The sequence below is a fragment of the Streptomyces sp. NPDC097595 genome (assembly GCF_044761525.1).
Taxonomy (GTDB): domain Bacteria; phylum Actinomycetota; class Actinomycetes; order Streptomycetales; family Streptomycetaceae; genus Streptomyces; species Streptomyces drozdowiczii_A.
The window spans coordinates 1-23,500 of the sequence record NZ_JBIWCN010000031.1 but is presented as its reverse complement, the minus strand read 5'-3'; the positions used below and the strand labels follow the sequence as shown (position 1 = coordinate 23,500).

General features: G+C 72.9%; 15 protein-coding genes and 1 riboswitch. Of the genes, 6 read left to right on the top strand and 9 right to left on the bottom strand.

Translation table 11 applies throughout. From position 1 onward, the window contains the following. Position 1: 1 nt before the first annotated feature. The gene (locus tag ACIQZN_RS33480) at positions 2-1,909 is read right to left on the bottom strand and encodes an ABC transporter permease (protein ID WP_404002194.1); all 1,908 of its coding nucleotides are present in this window, start codon (positions 1,907-1,909) and stop codon (positions 2-4) included. 57 nt (positions 1,910-1,966) lie between these two features. After that, on the bottom strand, positions 1,967-2,773 hold the full coding sequence (modA, locus tag ACIQZN_RS33475; RefSeq protein WP_404002191.1) for a molybdate ABC transporter substrate-binding protein: 807 nt from the start codon (positions 2,771-2,773) through the stop codon (positions 1,967-1,969). 376 nt (positions 2,774-3,149) lie between these two features. Here modA and cbiE point away from each other — a divergent pair, with 376 nt between their 5' ends. Both cbiE and cobM read left to right on the top strand, forming a co-directional pair. Continuing rightward, positions 3,150-4,367: a precorrin-6y C5,15-methyltransferase (decarboxylating) subunit CbiE gene (gene cbiE, locus ACIQZN_RS33470; protein ID WP_404002188.1), complete on the top strand. Its 1,218-nt coding sequence runs from the start codon at positions 3,150-3,152 to the stop codon at positions 4,365-4,367. Beyond that, a complete protein-coding gene (cobM, locus tag ACIQZN_RS33465) occupies positions 4,364-5,113 on the top strand; it encodes a precorrin-4 C(11)-methyltransferase (RefSeq protein WP_161206553.1) in 750 nt (249 codons plus the stop codon). The genes cbiE and cobM overlap by 4 nt, the downstream gene beginning before the upstream one ends. A gap of 15 nt (positions 5,114-5,128) precedes the next feature. Here the strand turns inward: cobM and ACIQZN_RS33460 are convergent, their stop codons facing one another. Continuing rightward, complete coding sequence (locus tag ACIQZN_RS33460; RefSeq protein ID WP_404002185.1) at positions 5,129-6,244, bottom strand: cobalt-precorrin-5B (C(1))-methyltransferase; 1,116 nt, start codon at positions 6,242-6,244, stop codon at positions 5,129-5,131. Positions 6,245-6,255: 11 nt separating this feature from the next. Here ACIQZN_RS33460 and ACIQZN_RS33455 point away from each other — a divergent pair, with 11 nt between their 5' ends. After that, the gene (locus ACIQZN_RS33455) at positions 6,256-7,089 is read left to right on the top strand and encodes a cobalt-precorrin-6A reductase (protein WP_404002182.1); all 834 of its coding nucleotides are present in this window, start codon (positions 6,256-6,258) and stop codon (positions 7,087-7,089) included. A 71-nt stretch (positions 7,090-7,160) separates the two neighbouring features. On the opposite strand, the gene ACIQZN_RS33450 is transcribed toward ACIQZN_RS33455, so the two are convergent. Genes ACIQZN_RS33450 through cobG form a run of 3 tightly spaced genes read right to left on the bottom strand, consistent with a single transcriptional unit; the run spans position 7,161 to position 10,694 of the window. Beyond that, positions 7,161-8,684, bottom strand: coding sequence for a precorrin-2 C(20)-methyltransferase (locus ACIQZN_RS33450; protein ID WP_404002179.1), 1,524 nt, complete (start codon positions 8,682-8,684; stop codon positions 7,161-7,163). Further along, complete coding sequence (locus ACIQZN_RS33445; protein WP_018105780.1) at positions 8,681-9,307, bottom strand: precorrin-8X methylmutase; 627 nt, start codon at positions 9,305-9,307, stop codon at positions 8,681-8,683. The genes ACIQZN_RS33450 and ACIQZN_RS33445 overlap by 4 nt, the downstream gene beginning before the upstream one ends. A 52-nt stretch (positions 9,308-9,359) precedes the next feature. Continuing rightward, complete coding sequence (gene cobG / locus ACIQZN_RS33440; RefSeq protein WP_404002176.1) at positions 9,360-10,694, bottom strand: precorrin-3B synthase; 1,335 nt, start codon at positions 10,692-10,694, stop codon at positions 9,360-9,362. A 140-nt stretch (positions 10,695-10,834) separates the two neighbouring features. Beyond that, a riboswitch (cobalamin riboswitch) is annotated at positions 10,835-10,911 on the top strand. A gap of 85 nt (positions 10,912-10,996) precedes the next feature. Here cobG and cobN point away from each other — a divergent pair. Then, a complete protein-coding gene (gene cobN, locus ACIQZN_RS33435) occupies positions 10,997-14,728 on the top strand; it encodes a cobaltochelatase subunit CobN (RefSeq protein ID WP_404002173.1) in 3,732 nt (1,243 codons plus the stop codon). Between the two features lie 5 nt (positions 14,729-14,733). On the opposite strand, the gene ACIQZN_RS33430 is transcribed toward cobN, so the two are convergent. The 3 genes from ACIQZN_RS33430 to ACIQZN_RS33420 form a co-directional block, all read right to left on the bottom strand. Further along, a complete protein-coding gene (locus ACIQZN_RS33430) occupies positions 14,734-15,429 on the bottom strand; it encodes a L,D-transpeptidase (protein WP_404002170.1) in 696 nt (231 codons plus the stop codon). Positions 15,430-15,529: 100 nt separating this feature from the next. Next, positions 15,530-18,025 carry a SpaA isopeptide-forming pilin-related protein gene (locus ACIQZN_RS33425; protein WP_404002167.1) on the bottom strand — a complete coding sequence of 832 codons (2,496 nt, stop codon included), beginning with the start codon at positions 18,023-18,025 and terminating at the stop codon, positions 15,530-15,532. 143 nt (positions 18,026-18,168) lie between these two features. Beyond that, positions 18,169-19,404: a ThuA domain-containing protein gene (locus tag ACIQZN_RS33420; RefSeq protein ID WP_404002165.1), complete on the bottom strand. Its 1,236-nt coding sequence runs from the start codon at positions 19,402-19,404 to the stop codon at positions 18,169-18,171. Between the two features lie 406 nt (positions 19,405-19,810). Here ACIQZN_RS33420 and ACIQZN_RS33415 point away from each other — a divergent pair, with 406 nt between their 5' ends. Continuing rightward, positions 19,811-21,949 (top strand): RICIN domain-containing protein, encoded by a 2,139-nt coding sequence (locus ACIQZN_RS33415; RefSeq protein WP_404002321.1) that lies wholly within the window; start codon positions 19,811-19,813, stop codon positions 21,947-21,949. Between the two features lie 16 nt (positions 21,950-21,965). Further along, positions 21,966-23,357 (top strand): ricin-type beta-trefoil lectin domain protein, encoded by a 1,392-nt coding sequence (locus tag ACIQZN_RS33410; protein ID WP_404002162.1) that lies wholly within the window; start codon positions 21,966-21,968, stop codon positions 23,355-23,357. Positions 23,358-23,500 lie beyond the last annotated feature (143 nt).

The window sequence follows — 23,500 nt, the reverse complement described above, 5'->3', positions numbered from 1 at the left end:
TTCAGAGCGCCACGAGCGTCACTTCGGTGGCCTTGACGCTGGTCCACACCCGCGCCCCGTCCACGAGGGACAGTTCGGCGGCGGCCTGCGGGGTGATCTCGGCGGCCAGGTCCGGCACCTGATCCGACCCCACCAGCACCCGGAGCCGGCTCCCGCCCGCCGTGATCTCGCGCACCGTCCCCGGCCACACGTTGCGCGGGCTCCCGCCCGGCTTCTCCCGGTGTACGGAGACGGCCTCGGGCGCGATGACCGCCAGCGCGGGCGACCCGGCGGGCAGCGGGTCGGCCGCGACGAGGCGGCCGCCGCCCGAGGGCTCCAGGCCGTCGGCGGTGGCGGTGCCGGGCCAGGCGTTGCGGCCGAGCATCCGGGCGACCCAGGGGGAGCGCGGGTGCCGGGTGACCTCGGCGGGCGGGGCGTCCTGAAGCGTGCGGCCGTCCTCCAGGACGAGAACCCGGTCGGCGAGCGCGACGGCCTCCACCGGGTCGTGCGTGACGAGGAGGCAGACGCCGCCGAACCCGTCGAGGTGGCGGCGCAGGGTGTGCCGGACCTGGGACCGGGTCGTCTGGTCGAGCGCGGCGAGCGGTTCGTCGAGCAGCAGCAGGCGCGGACGGGCGGCCAGCGCGCGGGCCAGCGCGACGCGCTGCGCCTGGCCGCCGGAGACCTGGGAGGGCTTCCGGGAGGCCAGATGGCCGACCCCGAGCCGGTCCAGCCACTTTTGCGCGGCGCGGCGGGCCTCGGCGCGCGGCACGCCCTTCGCGCGCAGCCCGTACGCGGTGTTGGCGAGGGTGCTCAGGTGCGGGAACAGCGCGCCGTCCTGCGGGACCCAGGCGACGCCCCGGCGGTGGGCGGGCAGGGCGGTGACGTCGGTGTCGCCCAGGAGGAGGCGGGCGTGGGCGCGCGGGGTGAGGCCGAGCAGGGCGCGCAGCAGGGTCGTCTTGCCGGCGCCGTTGGGGCCGACGACCGCGATGGTCGTGCCGGCCTCCGCGTCGAGGGTCAGCTCGTTGAAACCGGTGACTTCGGCGTGCAGCGGCCAGAGTTCCGAGCCGGACGGCTCCGGCAGGGGCCGTTCACGTACGGGCACCGGGTCGTCCTTGACGACCTCCCGCCGCGTCCGCTCCGGCGGCGTCCCCGTCCACCGCCCGCGCAGCGCGAGCAGTACCGCCATGGCGATGACGAGCAGCAGCAGCGACACCGAGGTCGCCGCCTCCGGGCTGTCCTGGAGCAGCAGGTAGACCTGGAGGGGCAGGGTCTGCGTGGTGCCGGGGAGGTTGCCCGCGAAGGTGATGGTCGCCCCGAACTCGCCGAGCGCCCGCGCCCAGGTCAGCGCCGCCCCCGCGGCAAGACCGGGCGCCACCATCGGCAGCGTGACCGTGAGGAACACCCGTACCGGCGAAGCCCCCAGGGAGGCCGCGGTCTCCTCGTAACGGGGGCGCAGCCCGCCCAGCGCGCCCTCCAGGCTGATCACCAGGAACGGCATGGCGACGAAGGTCGCCGCGAGCACCGCGCCCGAGGTGTGGAACGGCAGCGTGATCCCGAACCAGTCCTCCAGCCACGGCCCGAGCAGCCCCCGGCGGCCGAAGCCGAGGAGCAGCGCCACGCCGCCGACCGTGGGCGGCAGCACCATCGGCAGCAGCACCAGCGAGCGGACGAAGACCTTGCCCGGGAAGTCGACCCGGGCGAGCAGCCAGGCCAGCGGCACTCCCAGGACGAGGGAGAGGAGCAGCGCCCAGCCGGAGACGATCAGCGACAGCGTCAGCGCCTGGGTGGTGCCCTCGCTGGTGAGGTGGGTGCCCAGCTCGCCCCAGGAGGTGCGGGCCAGGATGCCGGCCAGCGGCAGCAGCAGGAAGGCGACGGCCAGGAGCGCGGGGAGGGCCAGCACGACCGGCGCGCGGCCGCGGGGACGGTTCATCGAAATCCCTGGGACTGGGGGCAGGGGGCCCGGCCCGTGCGCGGACCCCCGTTTACGTTACGGCTGCTGGAAGCCCGCGTCGGCCAGGATCTTCTGCGCCTCGGGGGTCGAGAGCCACTTCACGAAGGCCTCGGCCGCCGCGCTGTGCTTGCTGCTCTTCAGCGTCGCCGCCGGGTACGAGGCGACGGCGTTCTGCTCGTCCGGGATGTCGACCGCGTCGACCTTGCCCGCCGCGGCGGAGACGTCCGTCTTGTAGACGAGCCCGGCGTCCGCCTCGCCGAGCTGGACCTTGCTGAGCACCGCGCGCACGTTGGGCTCCTGCGAGACCGGCTTCACGGTGATCTTCTGGGCGTTCAGGATCTGCTTGCTGTAGCGGCCCACCGGCACCTCGGGCGCGGCGAGGACCACCTTCAGCTTGGTGTCGGCGAGGTCCTTGAGGTTCTCGACCTTCTCCGGGTTGCCCTTGCCGGTGGCGATGACCAGGCGGTTCTTCGCGATGACCGTCGGGGTGCCGGTGTCCGACTTCAGGCCGTCCATCGTCTTCGTGTCGGCGGTGACCAGCGCGTCGGCGGGGGCGCCCTGCTTGACCTGCGCGGCCAGCTCCTGCGAGCCGGCGAAGGAGAACGTCACCTTCGTGCCCGGGTGCTCCTTCTCGTACGCCGCACCCGCCTCCTTGAACACATCGGTGAGCGAGGCCGCGGCGAGGACGGTGAGGTCGGCGGAGGGCGCGCCGGACGCGGAGGCGCTGGAGCCGGTGGACGCGTCCTTCGTGTCGTCGTCGCTGCCGCACGCGGTGAGGGGCGTGAGGAGGCCCACGACGACGAGAGCCGCGGCGACGCGCCGCTGGGTGGAAGAGGAATTCATGGAGAGCAGCATGTGCCACAGGGTATGGGTGATCACATCGCATTTACAGCTTTCCATGGGAAAACACATGGCAGCTGCGATCCTCCCTGGAGGAAGCTCCTAGCCGCCTCGGGGCCGCCCCCGACCGGCCAGTAGAGTGCGGATGCGCCAGCCCCCGAGACCCGAGGTACCGTCCGTGACCCCCGAGCACCCCCACCTGCCCCTAGGGCCTGTCCGGCGGATCTTCGCGGGCCCGCGACGCCTGGCACGCACTCTCGCCGCACGCCCGAATCGCCCAAGTACGTCCAGTACGTGGGCGATCCGGGCGCACGCCGAGAGCACGCACCAGACGCCGCGGGCTGATCCGCGAAGATCCGCCGGACAGGCCCTAGTCACCGTGGCCGGGATCGGAGCCGACGGATGGGCCGGGCTCACCGGATCGGCGCGCGCGGCCCTGACCGACGCCCAGGTCCTCATCGGCGCCGAACGGCAGCTCGGCCTCCTGCCACCGCAGTGCGCGGGCACCCGCGTGCCCTGGCCCTCGCCCCTGCGCCCCGCCGTCCCCGGCCTGCTCGCCGCGCACGCGGGCCGCCGCATCGCCGTCCTGGCCAGCGGCGACCCCATGTTCTACGGCATCGGCCGCGCCCTCACCGAGATTCTGGGCGCCGACCGGCTGCACGTCCTGCCGCACCCCTCGTCCGTCTCCTACGCCTGCGCCCGCATCGGCTGGCCGCTGGAGGACACCGAGGTCGTCACCCTCGTCGGCCGCCCCGCCGCCCGGCTCGCCGCCGCCCTCCACGAAGGACGCCGGATCCTCGTCCTCAGCGCCGACGCCACCACCCCGGCCGCGGTCGCCGCACTGCTCCGCGACCACGGCTTCGGGCCCAGCCGCCTGCGGGTCCTGGAACAACTCGGCGGCGAGGACGAGGCGTGCGCCGAGGGCACGGCGGACACCTGGGACCACCCGGCCGGGGACCCGCTCAACATCGTCGCCGTCGAGTGCCGGACCGCGCCGGGGGCGCTGCGCCTCGGCGCCGTACCGGGCCTGCCGGACGAGGCGTACGCGCACGACGGGCAGTTGACGAAGCGTCACATCCGCGCCGTCACGCTCGGCGTGCTCGCCCCCGCACCCGGTGAACTCCTCTGGGACATCGGCGGCGGCTCCGGCTCCATCGCGATCGAGTGGATGCGCGTCCACCCCTCCTGCCGGGCGGTCACCGTCGAACGCGACCCCGTGCGCGCGGCGCGCATCGCGGCCAACGCCGACCGGCTCGGCGTGCCCGGTCTCCGCGTCGTCACCGGCCGCGCCCCCGACTGCCTGGACCGACTCCCCACGCCGGACGCCGTGTTCATCGGCGGCGGCCTCACCGCACCCGGCCTCCTCGACACCTGCCTGGCCGCGCTGCCGCCCGGCGGCCGGCTGGTCGCCAACACGGTCACCCTGGAGTCCGAGGCGCTGCTCGCCGCCCAACACAAGGCGCACGGCGGGGAGTTGACCCGCCTCGCCGTGTCGCACGCCGTACCCGTCGGCACGTTCACCGGCTGGCGCCAGGCCATGCCCGTCACCCAGTGGTCCGTACGCAGGGCCACGCAACTTCCTGGAGACGACAGATGACCGTGTACTTCATCGGCGCGGGCCCCGGCGCCGCCGACCTGATCACGGTGCGCGGCGCGCGCACGCTCGCCGCCTGCCAGGTGTGCCTGTACGCGGGCAGCCTGGTGCCCCGCGAACTCCTGGCAGAGTGCCCGGACGACGCCCGTCTGGTGGACACCGCGCAGCTCGACATCGACGCCATCACCGCCGAGCTGGTCGCCGCGCACCGGGCCGGCCACGACGTGGCGCGGCTGCACTCCGGCGACCCCTCGGTGTTCAGCGCGGTCAACGAGCAGATGCGCCGCCTGGACGAGGCGGGCGTGCCGTACGAGGTGGTCCCGGGCGTGCCCGCCTTCGCGGCCGCGGCGGCCGCCCTCAAGCGCGAGCTGACCGTGCCGACCGTGGGCCAGACCGTCATCCTGACCCGGATCGCCCAGCGGGCCACCGCCATGCCGGAGGGCGAGGATCTGGCGACGCTCGGCCGCAGCGGCGCCCTGATCGTCCTGCACCTCGCGGCCCGTTACGTGGACCGCGTCGTCGAGGAGCTGCTGCCGCACTACGGGGCCGACTGCCCGGCCGCCGTCGTCGCGATGGCCTCACGCCCCGACGAACTCGTCCTGCGCGGCACCCTGGACGACATCGCCGCACAGGTGAAGGACGCGGGAGTCATCCGTACCGCCGTGATCATGGTCGGCCGCACCCTGGGCGCCGAGCAGTTCCACGACAGCCACCTCTACTCGCCCGCCCGCGACCGCCACACCTGCTGACCCGGCCCGGGCGGGTCAGCGTACGGCGCTGCGCCCCACCACGGTCCCCGCCCGGTCGACGCAGATCACATCCACGGCCACCGGCGCGCCCCGCAGCACCGACAGCGCCTCGTCCCGCGCCGCCACGGCCACCAGATCGCCCAGCGGCACCCCGTGCGCCTGGCACAGCTGGAGTGCGGCGAGACCGGTGTTGGCGACGGCGATCCCGGCGGCCAGGGACTCGTCGGCGCCGCCGCGCCGGGCCAGCTCCGCCAGGTACGCCTTGTCGACCTGGGAGCGGCCCGAGTGGAGGTCCAGATGGCCGGCGGCGAGCTTCGACAGCTTGGCGAACCCGCCGCAGATCGTGAGCCGGTCCACCGGATGCCTGCGTACGTACTTGAGCACCGCGCCCGCGAAGTCGCCCATGTCCAGCAGCGCGATCTCCGGCAGCCCGTACTCGGCGACCACCGTCTTCTCCGAGGTGGACCCCGTGCACCCCGCCACATGGGTGTGCCCGGCCGCGCGCGCCACGTCCACGCCGCGCCGGATCGAGTCGATCCACGCCGAGCAGGAGTACGGCACCACGACCCCGGTCGTGCCGAGGATCGACAGGCCGCCCAGGATGCCCAGGCGCGGGTTCCAGGTGGAGCGGGCGATCTCCTCGCCGTGGTCCACGCCGATCGTCACCTCGACGTCCCCGGACCCGCCGTGCGCCGCCGCGACCTCCGCGATGTGGTCCCGGATCATCTGGCGCGGCACCGGGTTGACCGCCGGTTCGCCGACGTCCAGCGGCAGCCCCGGCAGCGTCACCGTGCCGACGCCGGGGCCCGCCCGGAACACCACGCCCGAGCCCGGGGGGAGCGCCCGCACGCTCACCCGCACCAGGGCGCCGTGCGTCACATCGGGGTCGTCGCCCGCGTCCTTCACCACGCCCGCCGTCGCCCGCCCGTCGCCCAGCTCCTCCACGGCGAGCGCGAACGCCGGGGTCTGGCCCCTGGGCAGGGTGATCGTCACCGGGTCCGGGAAGTCCCCGCTCAGCAGCGCCGTGTACGCGGCCGTCGCGGCGGCCGTGGCGCAGGCCCCGGTCGTCCAGCCGGGCCGCAGACCGGTGTGCTTGAGTTGGGCGCCGCGCCCGCCTTTCGCCTCACTCATGGATGGTCCTCGTGCACGTGCTGATTCTGGGCGGGACGACGGAGGCCCGCCGCCTCGCCGAGCTGCTGGTGGCGGAGCTGCCCGCCGGGAGCAGGGTCACCAGCTCCCTGGCCGGCCGGGTGGCCCGGCCGAAGCTGCCGCCGGGGGAGGTCCGGGTGGGGGGCTTCGGCGGGGCTGAGGGGCTCGCGGACTGGCTCCGCTCGCACCGGGTGCACGCGCTCATCGACGCCACCCATCCTTTCGCCGGGACGATCACCTTCAACGCGGCCGCCGCGGCCGCCGCCGCCCATGTTCCCCTGCTCATGCTGCGCCGGCCCGGCTGGGTGCCCGGGGCCGGCGACGACTGGCACCCGGTCGGCTCCCTGGCCGAGGCGGCCGAGGCGCTGCCCGCACTGGGGCGGCGCGTCTTCCTCACCACGGGCCGCATGGGGCTCGCCGCCTTCGCGGGCCTGGACGGGCTGTGGTTCCTGATGCGGTCCGTGGACGCCCCGGAGCCGCCGTACCCGGCGAGGATGGAGACCCTGCTCGACCGGGGCCCCTTCACCCTGGAAGGCGAGCGCGAGCTGATCCGCCGCCACCGCGTCGACGTCCTCGTCACCAAGGACAGCGGCGGCGCCGCGACCGCCCCCAAGCTGACCGCCGCCCGCGAGGCCGGCATCCCCGTGGTCGTCGTCCGCCGGCCACCGGTCCCCGAGGGGGGCGCGGTGGCCGGCACCCCGGAGGAGGCCCTGGCCTGGCTGACGGATCAGTCCTGGGGGTGTCTTGTCGATCAGGGTCGGTCAGGCCGCGGCGTCTGGTGCGGTGCATCGCAAGGCGCCGGAGGGCCCTCATCGCGGAGCGATTAGGGCGTTTCGGCAACGCGGCGAGGTGCCGTGCCAGGCGTCGCGGACCCGACCCTGATCGGCAAGACACCCCCCTAGGGGTAGCGGCGCGGCGTCCACACGATCCGCGTGCCGTCGCCCCGCCGCCCCCACCGGGTCTGCGAGGACCCGACGATGAGGATCGTGCGCATGTCCACCTCGGCCGGATCGAGGTCCGCGAGGCGCACGGTCCGTACGCTCTCGCCCGGCCCGCCGACGTCCCGGCCGAGGACCACGGGCGTGTCCGGCGAGCGGTGTTCGAGGAGCAGGTCCCGGGCCTTGCCCACCTGCCACGTCCGGCTCCGCGAACCGGGGTTGTACAGCGCGAGCACCAGGTCCGCCGAGGCGGCGGCGGACAGCCGGCGCGCGATGACCTCCCACGGCTTGAGCCGGTCCGACAGCGAGATCGTCGCGTAGTCGTGGCCCAGCGGCGCACCCGCCCGGGCCGCCGCCGCGTTCGCCGCCGTCACCCCGGGCAGCACCCGCACCGGCACGTCCGCGTACTCCTCCTGCGCCGCGACTTCGAGGACCGCCGTCGCCATGGCGAAGACCCCCGGGTCCCCGCCGGACACCACGGCGACCCGCCGCCCGCGCCGGGCCAGGTCGAGCGCGAACTCCGCCCGCTCCGACTCCACCTTGTTGTCCGAGCCGTGCCGTGTCTGCCCCGGCCGGACCGGCACCCGGTCCAGGTAGGTCGTGTAGCCGACCAGGTCGTCGGCGGCGGTCAGCGCCCCGCGCGTCTCGGGCGTCAGCCACAGCGGACCGGCCGGACCCGTGCCGACGACGGTCACCTCGCCGTCGCCCGGGGCGCGCTCCGGGCGGGCGTCGATCCGGCTCGGCAGGACGGCGACCGCGAAGTACGGCACCGAGTCGGCGTCCGTGTCCGCGAGTTCGCCCAGCCGCTCGCCGGCCATCGTGGCGCGCTCCACATAGCGGGCCTCGGACAGCCGGCCCGACGCCTCGAACGCGCGGCGCACGGCGGGGAAGGTGCGGCCGAGCTTCATCACCACCGCCGCGTCGGTCGCGGCCAGCCTCGCGGTCAGCTCCTCCTCCGGCAGGGTGCCGGGCAGGATCGTCAGGACCTCCTCGCCCTCCGCGAGCGGGGCCCCGAGCCGGGCGGCGGCCGCGCTGACCGAGGTCACCCCGGGGATCACCTCGGTCGGGTAGCGGTCGGCCAGCCGCTTGTGCATGTGCATGTACGAGCCGTAGAACATCGGGTCGCCCTCGGCGAGCACGGCGACCGTGCGCCCCGCGTCGAGGTGCACCGCGAGCCGGGCCGCCGCCTCGGTGTAGAAGTCCTCCATCGCGCCCCGGTAGCCGCCGGGGTGGTCCGTGGTCTCCGTCGTGACGGGGTAGACCAGTGCCTCCTCGATGTGGTCGGCGCGCAGGTGCTTCGCCGCGATGGACCGGGCGATGGACCGGCCGTGCCGGGCGCTGTGGTAGGCCACGACGTCCGCCTCCGCGATGACCTCCACCGCGCGCAGGGTCATCAGGTTCGGGTCGCCGGGGCCGAGCCCGACCCCGTACAGCCGCCCCGTCCGCTCATCCGGGCGTCCCGTCTGCTGCTCGCTCACGGTCACTCTTCCTCGCTGGCGATGGCGTTGAGCGCGGCGGCCGCGATGGCGCTCCCGCCGCGCCGGCCGCGCACGATCAGGTGGTCGAGCCCCGAGGGGTGGGCGGCCAGGGCGTCCTTGGACTCGGCGGCCCCGACGAACCCGACCGGGACCCCGATGACGGCGGCGGGGCGCGGGGCCCCCTCCTCGATCATTTCGAGCAGCCGGAACAGGGCGGTAGGCGCGTTCCCGACAGCCACGACCGCCCCGTCGAGCCGGTCCCGCCACAGCTCCAGGGCGGCCGCCGAACGGGTCGTGCCCAGCTCCGCCGCGAGCCCGGGGACCGCCGGGTCGGACAGGGTGCACACCACCTCGTTGTCCGCGGGCAGCCGCTTGCGGGTGACCCCGCTGGCGACCATGGCCACATCGCACAGGATGGGCGCGCCGGCCCGCAGGGCGGCGCGGGCCCGGGCGACCGCGTCGGGCGTGTAGCCGAGGTCGCGTACGAGGTCGACCATGCCGCAGGCGTGGATCATCCGGACCGCGACCTGGCTCACGTCCGCGGGCAGCCCGGCGAGGTCCGCCTCCGCCCGGATGGTGGCGAAGGACTGGCGATAGATGGCCGGTCCGTCCTTCTCGTACTCGTACACAGTGGTGTCGCTCTCTTCTCAGGGCGGGGGGCCGGTCGGAAAAAGTGGGGGATCAGTTACGAGGGTTACGGGCCGCCGCCACGGCGTCGGCCAGCGCGGCAGGGTCCTCGGCGACGTGGACCGGGTCCGCGCGCCCGTCGTCCCGTACGACGGACACCCGGTAGCCGCCGTCCGGTCCTGCGACGACATCGACCCACGCACCGCGCGGGTGCCCGCACCGCCGCTCGCACCCGGACCAGTGCACGGGCAGGGCGCCCACGGGCGGGGCGGTGGGCAGGGCTGACGCGGCGTCACCCCGGACATCCGCCAGGGACTTCGCGCAACCCGGCCGCCCGATGCATGCCCCGACCCCGGTCCACGGCGAGCGGTCCCCGGTGATGAGTCCCACGGCCTCCAGTGCGTCGAGCGCACCGGACGCCCGCTCCCGCCGGACACCGGGCGCGACGACTCCGCGCCACGGGGTGAGCCGCAGCTCGCCCGCCCCGTGGTCCCGGGCGAGGTCCGTCAGCGCCCGCCACCGCACCGCGTCCGCCCGCCCGAGCGGCAGCCCCACGGACAGCGCGTCCGTGTCCCCGGACCCCGTCACCACGCCGAGCGCCGGGGGAGTGCCGTCCGGCACCGGTACGGTCCCGAGGGCGACGGCCAGCCCGGCCGCACCCCACCGGCGTACCACCTCGGCGAACAACGGTTCCGCGCCCCCGGGCAGCTCGGCCGCCCGCCAGGCACCGGAACCAGCCGCCAGGGACAGGAACACCGTCGCCGCGAGCAGCGCGGCGCGCGGTGCCTCGTCCGCCGGGATCCGGGCCACCGAGTCCAGCGCCCCGATCCGCAGTTCCGCGTCCCCGTCCGCCCGCGCCCGCAGCGTCACATCCGCGCCCAGCGCGTCCACGTCGCCGCGCCCGTCGTCCAGCGCGAACAGGAACCGGCCCGACAGACCGGCCGCCTCCTCGCTCGCGCACACCAGCGCGTCCAGCGCGGTCAGCCACGGGCGGACGTCCCGCGCGCCGAGTCCGTCGAGCCCGGACAGCGGGGAGGCCACCACATTGCGGACCCGCTCATGCCGCTCGGAGGGCAAAAGCCCCATTTCGTACATGCGTGAGGCCAGTTCACCCCCGCACTCGGCACCCAGCCCGCGCAGCTGCACATTGCCGCGCGAAGTGAGATACAGCTCACCATCGCCCAGCTCACCGGCCAACTCCCGCAGCCCGTCCGCCTGCTCCACGGTGAGCACACCACCGGGCACCCGGACCCGTGCCAACGCCCCGTCGTCCGCCCGGTGAAGCCGCAGCGCACCGGGGCAGGCGTCGCCGCGCGACCGGAAACGGGCGTCGTCGGGCTGGGCGAAATGGGGGGCTGGGGGAGGCATGGCGGCGAGCATACCGACCATCTCATCCGATCCGTATGACCCGTCTTCCGATCCGTATGACCGGTCGGTCACCCCGGCCCGTACTATGCCTGCGGGGCCCGTCTTCGCGGACGGACCCCGGCGGACCTCCGGGTCCGTCGTCGCCACAGACGGCGACAGGGGAGGAAGCCCGGTGCGATTCCGGCGCGGTCCCGCCACTGTGAGCCCGGCCCCACCAGGCCGGGCGAGTCAGGAACTCCCTTCCCCGCACGTTCGGCAGGTCCGAGCAGGGGATCTTCGACACCGCCCGGGGCGTGGACACCCCGAGGAAGGCCCGACGCCGCATGATCCTGCTCCTGTCGACGTCCGACACCGACCTGCTCAGCGCCCGCGCCTCCGAGGGACCCGTCCGCTACCGGTACGCGAACCCCTCCCGCCTCACGCTCCAGGACCTGCCCGCCCTCCTGGACGGCACCGACCTCGTCGTCGTACGCCTCCTCGGCGGAGTCCGCGCCTGGCAGGACGGCCTCGACCACCTCCTCGCCACCGGCCGCCCCGTCGTCGTCCTCACCGGCGAACAGGCCCCCGACGCCCAGCTGATGGCCGCCTCCACCGTCCCGATCGGGATCGCCGCCGAGGCCCACGCCTACCTCGCGCACGGCGGCCCCGCCAACCTGGACCAGCTCGCCCGCTTCCTCTCCGACACCGTGCTGCTCACCGGCCACGGCTTCGAGCCTCCCGCCGCCGCGCCCTCCTGGGGCCCGCTGGAACGCACACCCCGTGAGGCCCCGGACGGCGCCCCCACGGTCGCGGTGCTCTACTACCGCGCCCACCACATGAGCGGCAACACCGCGTTCATCGAGACCCTGTGCCAGGCGGTCGAGGCCCAGGGTGCGAAGGCCCTCCCGCTGTACGTCGCCTCGCTCCGCGCCCCCGAACCCGAACTCATCGAGACCCTGCGCGCCGCCGACGCGATCGTCACCACGGTCCTCGCGGCGGGCGGCACCCGGCCCGCCGAGGCGTCGGCCGGCGGCGACGACGAGTCCTGGGACGCGGGCGCGCTCACCGCGCTCGATGTGCCGATCCTCCAGGCGCTCTGCCTCACCGGCTCCCGCACCGACTGGGAGGGCAACGACGAGGGTGTCTCCCCGCTGGACGCCGCCAGCCAGATCGCGGTGCCCGAGTTCGACGGCCGTCTGATCACCGTCCCGTTCTCCTTCAAGGAGATCGACGAGGACGGCCTCCCCGCCTACGTCGCCGACGACGAGCGCGCCGCCCGCGTGGCCGGCATCGCCGTCCGCCACGCCCGCCTGCGCCACATCCCGAACGCCGAAAAGCGCGTCGCGCTCGTCCTCTCCGCGTACCCGACCAAGCACTCCCGTATCGGCAACGCCGTCGGACTCGACACCCCCGCCAGCGCGGTCGCCCTGCTGCGCCGACTGCGCGAGGAGGGCTACGACTTCGGTACGGAGGAGGTCCCCGGCCTCGCTTCCGGCGACGGCGACGAGCTGATCTACGCCCTCATCGAGGCGGGCGGCCACGACCAGGAGTGGCTCACCGAGGAACAGCTCGCCCGCAACCCGGTCCGCATCCCCGCCGCCGACTACCGCCGCTGGTACGCGACACTGCCCGCCGAACTCCGCGAGGCCGTCGAGGAGCACTGGGGCCCGCCGCCCGGCGAGATGTTCGTGGACCGCTCGCGCAACCCGGAGGGCGACATCGTCCTCGCGGCCCTGCGCCGGGGCAACCTGCTCATCCTCATCCAGCCCCCGCGCGGCTTCGGGGAGAACCCGATCGCGATCTACCACGACCCGGACCTGCCGCCCTCGCACCACTACCTGGCCGCCTACCGCTGGATCGCCGCCCGCGCCGACGACAACGGATTCGGCGCCGACGCGATGATCCACCTCGGCAAGCACGGCAACCTGGAGTGGCTGCCCGGCAAGAACGCGGGCCTGTCCGCCGCGTGCGGCCCGGACGCGGCGCTCGGCGACCTCCCGCTGATCTACCCGTTCCTCGTCAACGACCCGGGCGAGGGCACCCAGGCCAAGCGCCGGGCGCACGCCACGCTCGTGGACCACCTGGTGCCGCCGATGGCCCGGGCCGACAGCTACGGGGACATCGCCCGCCTGGAACAACTCCTGGACGAGCACGCCCAGATCGCGGCCATGGACCCGGCCAAGCTGCCGGCGATCCGCGCCCAGATCTGGACCCTGATCCAGGCCGCGAAGCTCGACCACGACCTGGGCGTCGAGGACCGCCCGGAGGACGAGGGCTTCGACGACTTCATCATGCATCTGGACGGCTGGCTCTGTGAGATCAAGGACGTCCAGATCCGCGACGGCCTCCACGTCCTGGGCGCCGCCCCGACCGGGGCCGCCCGGGTCAACCTGATCCTGGCCATCCTCCGGGCCCGCCAGATCTGGGGCGGCACGACGTCCCTGCCGGGCCTACGCGAGGCGCTGGGCCTGGACGAGTCCTCGGCAACCCGCACGGACGCGGACAGGGTGGAGGAGGAGGCCCGCGCCCTGGTCCAGGCGATGGAAGACGCGAACTGGCAGCCAATTCAAGCCTCTGCGGCGGCTGGGGCGGGCGAGCAGCTCAATCAAGCCTCTTCGGCGGCTGAGGCAGGCGATCAGCCAAATCAAGCCCCTGCGGCGATTGAGCAGCGGGGTCCGGGGCAGAGCCCCGAGTCCACGACCCGCACACCGCTCCACGACCTGACCCCAGACGTGGCGGCCATCCTCAACTTCGCGGCCGAAGAGGTCGCCCCCCGCCTGGCCCGCACCGAAGACGAACTCACCCACTGCGTCCACGCCCTCCAGGGCGGCTTCGTGCCCGCAGGGCCGTCCGGCTCACCCCTCCGAGGACTCGTCAACGTCCTCCCCACCGGCCGCAACTTCTACTCCGTGGACCCCAAGGCCGTCCCCTCCCGCCTCGCCTGGGAGACCGGCCAGGCCCTGGCCGACTCGCTCCTAGAGCGCTACCGCACGGACAACGGCGACTGGCCGGTGTCCGTGGGCCTCTCCCTCTGGGGCACGAGCGCCATGCGCACCGCTGGCGACGACGTCGCCGAGGCGTTCGCCCTGCTCGGCATCCGCCCGGTCTGGGACGACGCCTCACGCCGCGTCACCGGCCTGGAGCCGATCCCGGCCGAGGAGCTGGGCCGCCCCAGGATCGACGTCACCCTCCGCATCAGCGGCTTCTTCCGCGACGCGTTCCCGCACACCATCGGCCTCCTGGACGACGCCGTGCGCCTGGCCGCCTCGCTCGACGAACCCGCCGAGCTCAACCACGTACGGGCGCACACCCAGGCCGACCTGGCCGAGCACGGGGACGAGCGCCGGGCCACCACCCGTATCTTCGGCTCGCGCCCCGGCACGTACGGCGCCGGGCTGCTCCAGCTCATCGACTCCCGCGACTGGCGCACCGACGCCGACCTCGCCGAGGTCTACACGACCTGGGGCGGCTACGCCTACGGCCGCGAGCTGGACGGCTGCCCGGCCCGCGAGGAGATGGAGACCGCGTACAAGCGCATCGCGGTCGCCGCGAAGAACACCGACACCCGCGAGCACGACATCGCGGACTCCGACGACTACTTCCAGTACCACGGGGGCATGGTCGCCACGGTCCGCGCGCTGAAGGGGACCGCCCCGGAGGCGTACATCGGGGACTCGACCCGCCCCGAGACGGTCCGCACGCGCACGCTGACCGAGGAGACCTCCCGCGTCTTCCGCGCCCGCGTCGTCAACCCGAAGTGGATCGAGGCGATGCGCCGCCACGGCTACAAGGGCGCCTTCGAGCTGGCCGCGACCGTCGACTACCTCTTCGGTTACGACGCCACGACGGGCGTCGTCGCGGACTGGATGTACGACAAGCTGACCGAGACCTACGTCCTGGACCCGGCCAACCGCGCCTTCCTCGAACAGGCCAACCCGTGGGCCCTGCACGGCATCGCGGAACGCCTGCTGGAAGCGGAGTCGCGCGGCATGTGGGCCAAGCCCGACCCGGCGGTCCTTGAAGCGCTGCGCCAGGTCTTCCTGGAAACGGAAGGAAACCTGGAGGGCGAGGAGTAAGGCCCTCAGTCGGCGGTTCCGGGCTTCACACCCCACACAAACACGACGTCATCGAGCGCGAGCAGATCCCACAGCTTCGCCGCGTCGTCCACGGTGAGGTTGACGCAGCCCGCCGACCCGCCCCCGTCGTACAGGTCGCCCGGGTGTCCGTGCAGCGCCTGGCCGCCGTCGAAGAACTGCGAGTACGGCATGGGGGCGTCGTCGTAGATGTCGGAGACGTGGTCGCGGTCGCGCCAGTAGATGGTGTGGCGGCCCGGCCGCGTCTCCTCGGCGTCGCGCCCCGTACGGATGGGCACGGGACCGAACACGACCTTCTTCCCCTTCTGCACCCACAGCAGCTGGCGGTCCATGTCGACGCAGGTCACCCGGCCGGTCTCGACGGGGCACGTCCCGGCGGCGTTCGGATTCGGCGTGGCCTCGACCACGAGCATGGCGCGGTACGTGCCGAGGTCGGCGAACCCGTCCGGGTGCGGGCGGCCCCGCTCGGTCTGGAACGACCGGATCGCCCGGCAGTCCGCGTCGGACTGACGGCCGTCCACGCGCAGGCCGAGGTGCTGCTCCAGCTGCCGCTGATACGGCCCGGCCGGCGCGGTGCACGCGGTGTCGCGGCCGGGCGACGCGGCCGAGGGGGCCGCGGTGCACAGCAGCGCCATGGCCGCCGTGGCGACGGCGGCACCGATGAGGCGATGGGGACGGGACACGGCGGGACCTCCTGCGGGATCAACGGGAACGGTGTACTGCCGAGCCAATCAGCGCGAAAGCCCGGCCGCCCACGAGTGGGCGGCCGGGCGGGTGATCGCGTCAGCCGCGAGCGGCCTTGTGCGTGTCGTCCTTGCAGTCCTTGCCCTTGCAGGGCTCACCGCGGTGGTTGGCCAGCTCCACGGTGACGCCTTCCTCGCTGTTCTCCTCCGTCACCTCGTACGGACCCGAGACCGGGTTCGCCGGCAGGACATAGCCCTCCGGGACAGCGATCTCGCGGAGGTAGTACTCACCGAGCGGCAGGTCGTCGAAGGTGCACTGCCCGTCCTGGTCGGTCGAGCAGCCCGCGTCCGCGAGCGTGTCGGGGTCCGCCCCGCCCGTCTGGAGCCCGGGCACGTCGTTGCTCTCGCGCCACAGCTCGAAGACGGCCCCGGGCAGCGGCTCCCCGTTCTTCGCGTCCGTCTTGTCCAGCGTCAGCGAACCGGTCACCGGCGGCACGGGCGTCTTGCAGTTGACGGCCTCGACCTCGACGCCGTCCTCGGCGTTGTCCTCGGTGAGGGTGAGAGGACCGAAGACGTCGGGGTCGGGGAGGTCGTAGCCCTCGGGCGCCTCGGTCTCGCGCCAGTAGTAGGTGCCCGGGACCGTGGTCGCGGTGCAGACGCCGCTCGCCGGGGTGGTGCAGTCCGAGACGTGCGTGTCGGGGTTGATCCCGATCGTCTGGAGACCCGGGGTGTTGTTGGTCTCGCGCCACAGCTCGAAGTCGGCCCCCGCGAGCGAGGCTCCGGTGTCGCCGTCGATCTTGTGGACGCGGACCTCACCGGTCACGGGCGGCACCGGTGTCTTGCTGTCGACGGCCTCGACCTGGACGCCGTCCTCGGCGTTGTCCTCGGTGAGGGTGAGGGGGCCGAAGACATTCGGGTCGGGCAGGTCGTAGCCGTCCGGGGCTTCGGTCTCGCGCCAGTAGTACGTACCGGGGACCGTGGTCGCGGTGCAGACGCCGTTCGCCGGGGTGGTGCAGTCCGAGACGTGGGTGTCGGGGTCGGCACCGTCGGTCTGGAGGCCGGGCACGTTGTTGGTCTCGCGCCACAGCTCGAAGTCGGCTCCGGCGAGCGGGGCACCTGTGTCGGCGTCCGTCTTGTGGACGCGGACCTCACCGGTCACGGGCGGCACGGGCGTCTGGCTGTTGACGGCTTCGACCTGGACGCCCTGCTCCGCGTTGTCGTCGGTCAGGACGAGCGGTCCGAAGACGTTGGGGTCGGGGAGGTCGTAGCCGTCCGGGGCCGCGGTCTCACGCCAGTAGTACGTGCCCACGGTCGTGGTGTCGGAGCAGACACCGTTCGCCGGGGTGGTGCAGTCCGAGACGTGGGTGTCGGGGTCGGCCCCGTCGGTCTGGAGGCCGGGCACGTCGTTGGTCTCGCGCCACAGCTCGAAGTCGGCCCCCGCGAGCGGGTCACCGGTCTCGGCGTCGGTCTTCAGTACGCTCACCGCGCCCGTCACCGGCTGCGGACCGGCGCAGTCCGGGAGGTCGCCGTCGAACGGGTAGGCGTGGAACTCCACCCCGGCGTTGTCGCTGGTGTGGGTGAGCGAGCCGGTGGTGAAGAACCTGCCGTTCATGCCGGGCAGGCTCACGGTGGTCATGGACGCCTGCTCGCCCACCAGGACGCTGCCCTGGAACTGCCCGGACCCCTGGAAGGACGCCGTGGTGGCGTCGGGCAGGTTCCACAGCAGCCGCTCGCGGTACTGGCCCAGCGTGTCGCTCCCGCTGGTGGTGTTGATGACCCGGTTCTCACCGACCACGTTGACCAGGATCGTCGCGTCGTCGGGGATGCCCGCGAACTCGATGGACTGGCTTCCGTTGGGCGAGTTCGGGTTGACCAGGTCGAAGTCGACGTTGAACACCTGGAGCTGCGACGTCCCGTCGCCGGTGAACAGCGTCCGGTAGCCCTCGTTGACCGCGGTCCCGGTGGGCGTCCGGGTCGTGCCGTCCGGCCGCGCGTAGCACTGGCTGGCCGCCGTCAGCTCGTCGCGCAGGCCCACGTACGGCGCCGTCGCGTCGTCGTCCTGGACGGTCGTCCCGGTGACGGTCCCGGTCAGGGTGCCCGCGTAGCGCACGGTGCCCAGCTCGTCGACGAGACCGCCCGTCGTGTCCAGGGTCTGCCCGGCGGCGACGGTCACGTCCCCACCGGCGGCCAGGAAGTCCGAGTCGACGGGCGGCGCGACACGCGAGCCGACCCCGACGATCCCGAGGTTGTACAGCCCGCCCGCCGCCGCGTCCTTGTTCTGGTCGAAGTCGTCGAGCACCACGACCCGGCCCTCGGCCTCCGCCGCGCGCCCCCGCACGAGGAAGTCGTCGCCCACGAAGATGTTGATCCCGTCGTCCCGCCCCGCGATCGGTCCGTTGTTGACGTCGGGGAACGGGTCGGGGCAGTCGCCCGGCACACACGGCCCGAGCCCACCGGGCAGGGGGGCGGCGGCGGCCGGCGTGGCGCCTAGGCCGAGGGAGAAGACGGGGACGACGGTCGCCAGGACGGCGCAGGCCGCACCCGTGGCGCGGGCGCGTGAGCGCAGCGCGGCAAGGCGTTTGGGCATGGGTTTCATACGGGCATCCTGGGCAGCCCGGGCCCCCGCTCCGCGCGCGCGACACGAGGCGTTGCGCCGGGCGGCGGGACGGGGCCACCCGGACGGAGGGGGCGGTCGCGGCGGGGTCCGCCCCCTCGCCGCGACCGCCCGGCCCACCCCGGTCAGGCCGGGCCGGTCCAGAGCTGGTTGCCGCTGCCGTAGCAGGTCCAGAGCTGGAGCCGGGTGCCGTTCGCCGAGCTGGGCCCGGTCGCGTCCAGGCACTTCCCGGACGCCGGGTTCACCAGCTCGCCGGTGCTCCGGTGCTGCCAGACCTGCGCACCGGAGCCGTTGCAGTCGTAGAGCTGGACCTTCGTGCCGTTCGCGGTCCCGGCCGCCGCCACGTCCAGGCACTTGCCGAGCGCCCTGAGTGTGCCGTCGGAGCCGGCCGTCCACCGCTGGGCCCCGGAGCCGTTGCAGTCGTAGAGCTGGACCGCCGTGCCGTTGGCGGAGCTCGCGCCCGCCACGTCGACGCACTTGCCGCCGTAGCCGGTGATCCGGCCGGTGGCGCCCTCGGGAGGGGTGACCGGGCCGCCGTCCTGCCCGGCGGCCCAGGCGATCTCCTGGAGCAGGAGCTGATTCTGCCGGTCGCTGGCGAAGGTGGAGGAGAGCGCGGTGTTGGTCGCGTAGTCCATCGCGTTGTGGCCGAAGTTGTTGTAGACCATCCGGTAGTCGCGGTTCGACCACACGATCGGGTAATCCCCGCTGTACCAGGTCTGGTTGGGGTCGGTGCCGATGGGGAACGTCGACGGCGCCATGGAGGCCAGGACGTCGATCGCGGGGTTCTTCCGCAGGTCGTTCTGCCAGCTGTACCACTCGCTGACCGACGAGGTGATGGTGGCCGGGAGCCCCGCCGTCGCCGGGTGCCCCGGGTCGTCCACGCGCAGCGTCTCCTGCGTGGGGCCCCAGGTGTTGGACCGGAACGTGCCGGTGCCGAGGAAGGTGTTGTGGTACCAGGGCCAGTCGCTGGTGTCCGTGTTGAACGCGGACACGTGGAAGCCGACGAACCCGCCGCCGTTCTGCACGTACGACTGGAAGGCGGAGCGCTGAGAGGCGGTGTGCGGGTAGTTGTCGAGGAACATCACCACCTGGTAGCCGGCCAGCTCGCTGCTGTTGAGCCGGTTCCAGTCGGTCGTGGCGGTGTACGTGAAGCCGTGGGCGGCTCCCTGCTGGGCGAACCACGTGTTCGCCTCGTGGTCGAAGCTGATGTGTGCCGCGTCGTACGTGCCGTCGTAGAAGGCCAGCACCCGGAACGTACCGGCGGCGGGGGCGGAGTGGGCCGGGGCGGCTTGCAGGCCGAGCACGAGCCCGGCCAGGGCGAGGAGCCGGAGCAGGAGTGCGGTGCCGTGTCTGACGCGCATGGGGGACTCCAGAGGTGGGCGGTGGAGCGCAGCGGCTGAGCAGAACCGGAGTCTGCGCGTGTACACGACAGCCCGTCAAGGCATCTGTCAGGAAACTTTCCTGGCAGAAAATCGCGTACAACTCGAACGCTGCATGTCAGCGCAGCTGACCTGCGACTTCAGAAGGCGTACGAGGGTGCTGCGGTTTCCCGTGATCACGGGCCGAGTGCCTACAGAAGGTGAAGAACCGGACCGTGCACGGGGGTTGACGGGTAGTCGGCAGCGGGCCTAGCTTCACGGCTTGAAATAAGGCCGGACCCCATTTCCTGTCATGCACCTGTCCCCGCCCGACACCCCCACCACAGGAAGGCCCTCCATGCCGAGACCACCCCACCGCCGCCGCAGACGGCGCACCGCACCCCTGGCCATGGCGCTGTCCGCCTCGCTGGCCGCCGCCGGGGCCCTGGTCGCCCTCGGCTCGGGGACCGCCGGCGCCGCGACCCCCGGCTCCCTGACCAACACCGGCAACGGCAAGTGCCTCGACCTCACCGACGGTTCGACCGCCGACGGCACGCCCGCCCAGATGTGGACCTGCTACCCCGGCAGCCAGAACCAGAGCTGGACGCTCAACAGCGACGGCTCGCTGACAGCGAAGGGCAAGTGCCTGGACCTGGCCGCGAACGGTACGGCCAACGGCACCGCCGTCCACCTGTGGACCTGCTACGGGAGCGTCGCCAGCCAGAAGTGGCGGCTCTCCTCCGCCGGCGACCTGGTCAACACCGCCGCGAACAAGTGCCTGGACATCAAGGACAACAGCAACGCGGACGGCGCCCGCCTTCAGATCTGGGACTGCGCGGGCACCGGCAACCAGAAGTGGAGCTTCTCCGGCGCCGTGGACCCGACCGACCCCACGGACCCGCCCACGGGGAACAACCCGGACCTCGGCCCGAACACGGTGATCTTCGACCCGTCGATGTCCGCCTCGTCCATCCAGTCCAAGCTGAACAGCATCTTCAACCAGCAGCAGTCCAACCAGTTCGGCTCCCAGCGCTACGCGGTCCTGTTCAAGCCGGGCACGTACAGCGCGGACGTCAACGTCGGCTTCTACACCCAGGTCGCCGGCCTCGGTCTCTCCCCGGACGCGGTGAACATCAACGGCGCCGTCCACGCCGAGGCCGACTGGTTCCAGGGCAACGCCACCCAGAACTTCTGGCGCGACGCGGAGAACCTCTCCGTCACGCCCAACGGCGGCAGCGACCGCTGGGCCGTCTCGCAGGCGGCACCGTACCGGCGCATGCACGTGCGCGGGAACCTCAAGCTGGACGACGGCGGCTGGTCCAGCGGCGGCTTCATCTCCGACTCGAAGATCGACGGGCAGATCCAGTCGGGCAGCCAGCAGCAGTTCCTGACCAAGAACACCCAGATGGGATCATGGTCCGGCTCCAACTGGAACATGGTCTTCGTCGGCGACCAGGGCGCCCCCGCCCAGTCCTTCCCGACCTACACCACCGTCGCCTCCGCCCCGGTCAACCGCGAGAAGCCCTTCCTGTACGTGGACGGCGCGGGCGCCTGGAAGGTGTTCGTCCCCGCCGCCCAGACCAACGCCTCGGCCACCACCTGGAGCGGCAAGAACCAGGCGGGCTCCTCGCTGCCGCTGGACGACTTCTACATCGCCAAGCCCGGCGCGAGCGCGGCCGACATGAACGCCGCCCTGGCCGCCGGCAAGAACCTCCTCGTCACCCCGGGCGTCTACCACCTCAACCAGACGCTCAACGTCACCCGCCCCGACACCGTCGTCCTCGGCATGGGCCTCGCCACGCTCATCCCGGACAACGGCATCACCGCGCTGACCACGGCCGACGTGGACGGCATCAAGATCGCGGGCGTCCTGGTCGACGCCGGTACGACCAACTCCCAGACCCTGATGCGGATCGGGCCCGACGGCTCGTCGGCGAACCACGCCGCCAACCCCGTCACGCTCAACGACGTGTTCTTCCGCATCGGCGGCGCGACCGTCGGCAAGGCCACCCAGTCGCTGGTCGTCAACACCAACAACACGATCATCGACCACACCTGGATCTGGCGCGCCGACCACGGCAACGGCGGCACGGTCGGCTGGAACACCAACACCGCCGACACCGGGCTCGTCGTCAACGGCCAGAACGTCACCGCGTACGGACTGTTCGTGGAGCACTACCAGAAGACCCAGGTCATCTGGAACGGCAACGGCGGCCGCACGTACTTCTTCCAGAACGAGCTGCCGTACGACCCGCCCAACCAGAGCGCCTGGAAGAACGGGAACACCAACGGCTACCCGGCGTACAAGGTCGGCGCGTCCGTGACCAGCCACGAAGCGTGGGGCCTCGGCAGCTACGCGTACTTCAACGTCAACCCGTCGGTGGTCGAGGACCACTCCTTCGAGGTGCCCCAGACCTCCGGCGTGAAGTTCCACGACATGGTCACCGTCGTCCTCGGCGGCGCCGGAACGATCAGCCACATCATCAACAGCACCGGGGCGGCCGTCACGCCCAGCAGCAACGTCGCGTACCTCACCACCTACCCGTAGACCGGAGGGTCCCCCCATGCCCAGATCACGCAGCAGATGGCTCACCGCATTGCTCGGCGTCGTGCCGCTGGCCGCCGCCGGCCTGGTCGCCACGGCCGCCGCCCCCGCCTCCGCCGCCGCCAACCCCGGCCCCGGCTTCCCCGCGCACTACGCGGCTCCGTACGCGGAGATGTGGAACAGCCCGTCCAGCCTGATGAACGCGTACAACGCCACCGGCAACAAGTACTACACGCTCGCCTTCATCGTCAGCCAGGGCACCTGCAACGCCACCATCAACGGTGACACCCCGGTCACCGACTCCGGCTGGAACAACGCGATCAACAGCCTCCGCGCGGTCGGCGGCGACGTCATCGCGTCCTTCGGCGGCGCGAGCGGCAGCGAACTCGCCTCCTGTAGCTCGGTGTCCGCGATGCAGGCCCAGTACAAGAAGGTCATCGACCAGTTCAACCTGACCCGCATCGACCTGGACATCGAGGGCAGCACCCTCGACAACACCGCCGCGAACGACCGCCGCAACCAGGCGCTGGCCAACCTCCAGAAGGATTACGCGGCCCAGGGCCGGAAGCTGGACGTCGACTTCACTCTCCCGGTCAGCCCGAGCGGCCTGGAGTCCAACGGCATCGCGCTCCTGAAGAACGCCAAGAGCCACAACCTCAACGTCAACCTGGTCAACATCATGACCATGGACTACGGCCCCGCCATGGACATGGGCCAGGCCGCGATCAGCGCCGCGAACGGGCTGCACACCCAGCTCGGCCAGATCTGGACCGACAAGTCCTCCGCCCAGCTGTGGGCCATGGAGGGCAACTGCCCGATGATCGGCGTCAACGACACCGCCGCCGAGGTCTTCACCGTCCAGGACGCCCAGGAACTCGAAGCCTTCGCCGCGAGCAAGGGCATCCAGGAACTCACCTTCTGGTCCCTCGGCCGCGACAACCAGGGCCAGAGCGGCACCCCGCAGAGCACCTGGCAGTTCACCAACACCTTCAAGGCCATCACGGGCGGCGGCGGCCCCGTCGACCCACCGGCCGGCACGACCACCATCAAGGGCTACGGCGGCAAGTGCGTCGACGTCGCCGGCGCCAACAGCGCCAACGGCACCAAGGTCGACCTCTACACCTGCAACGGCACGTCGGCCCAGCAGTGGACCCGTAACGGCACCACCTTCCGCGCCCTCGGCAAGTGCCTGGACGTCGCGGCGGCCGGCACCGCCAACGGCACGAAGGTCCAGCTCTACGACTGCAACGGCTCCGCCGCCCAGTCCTGGACAACCGGCGCCAACGGCAGCCTGGTGAACTCCGGTTCGGGCAAGTGCCTGGACGTCACGGACTGGAGCACCACGGACGGCAACCAGCTCCAGATCTGGACGTGCGGCGGCACGGCGAACCAGTCCTGGACCCTGGCGTAACGAGCCCGGCGTGGGGGGGGGGGGCCCCCCCCCCCCCCGGGGGGGGGGGGGGCCCCCCCCCCGGGGGCCCCCCCCAACCCCCCCCTACGAACCATGGGGAGTTGGGCCCCGGGACCAAACCCCCCCCCCCCCCCCCCCCCCCC

What these genes read in the sequence shown, in the direction of transcription:
- cobN (WP_404002173.1), top strand. Translation starts at nt 10,997, where the DNA reads ATGATCCTGCTCCTGTCGACGTCCGACACCGACCTGCTCAGCGCCCGC.
- modA (WP_404002191.1), bottom strand. Translation starts at nt 2,773, where the DNA reads ATGAATTCCTCTTCCACCCAGCGGCGCGTCGCCGCGGCTCTCGTCGTC.
- ACIQZN_RS33425 (WP_404002167.1), bottom strand. Translation starts at nt 18,025, where the DNA reads ATGAAACCCATGCCCAAACGCCTTGCCGCGCTGCGCTCACGCGCCCGC.
- ACIQZN_RS33415 (WP_404002321.1), top strand. Translation starts at nt 19,811, where the DNA reads ATGGCGCTGTCCGCCTCGCTGGCCGCCGCCGGGGCCCTGGTCGCCCTC.
- ACIQZN_RS33410 (WP_404002162.1), top strand. Translation starts at nt 21,966, where the DNA reads ATGCCCAGATCACGCAGCAGATGGCTCACCGCATTGCTCGGCGTCGTG.
- ACIQZN_RS33420 (WP_404002165.1), bottom strand. Translation starts at nt 19,404, where the DNA reads ATGCGCGTCAGACACGGCACCGCACTCCTGCTCCGGCTCCTCGCCCTG.
- ACIQZN_RS33480 (WP_404002194.1), bottom strand. Translation starts at nt 1,909, where the DNA reads ATGAACCGTCCCCGCGGCCGCGCGCCGGTCGTGCTGGCCCTCCCCGCG.
- cobM (WP_161206553.1), top strand. Translation starts at nt 4,364, where the DNA reads ATGACCGTGTACTTCATCGGCGCGGGCCCCGGCGCCGCCGACCTGATC.
- ACIQZN_RS33460 (WP_404002185.1), bottom strand. Translation starts at nt 6,244, where the DNA reads ATGAGTGAGGCGAAAGGCGGGCGCGGCGCCCAACTCAAGCACACCGGT.
- cobG (WP_404002176.1), bottom strand. Translation starts at nt 10,694, where the DNA reads ATGGTCGGTATGCTCGCCGCCATGCCTCCCCCAGCCCCCCATTTCGCC.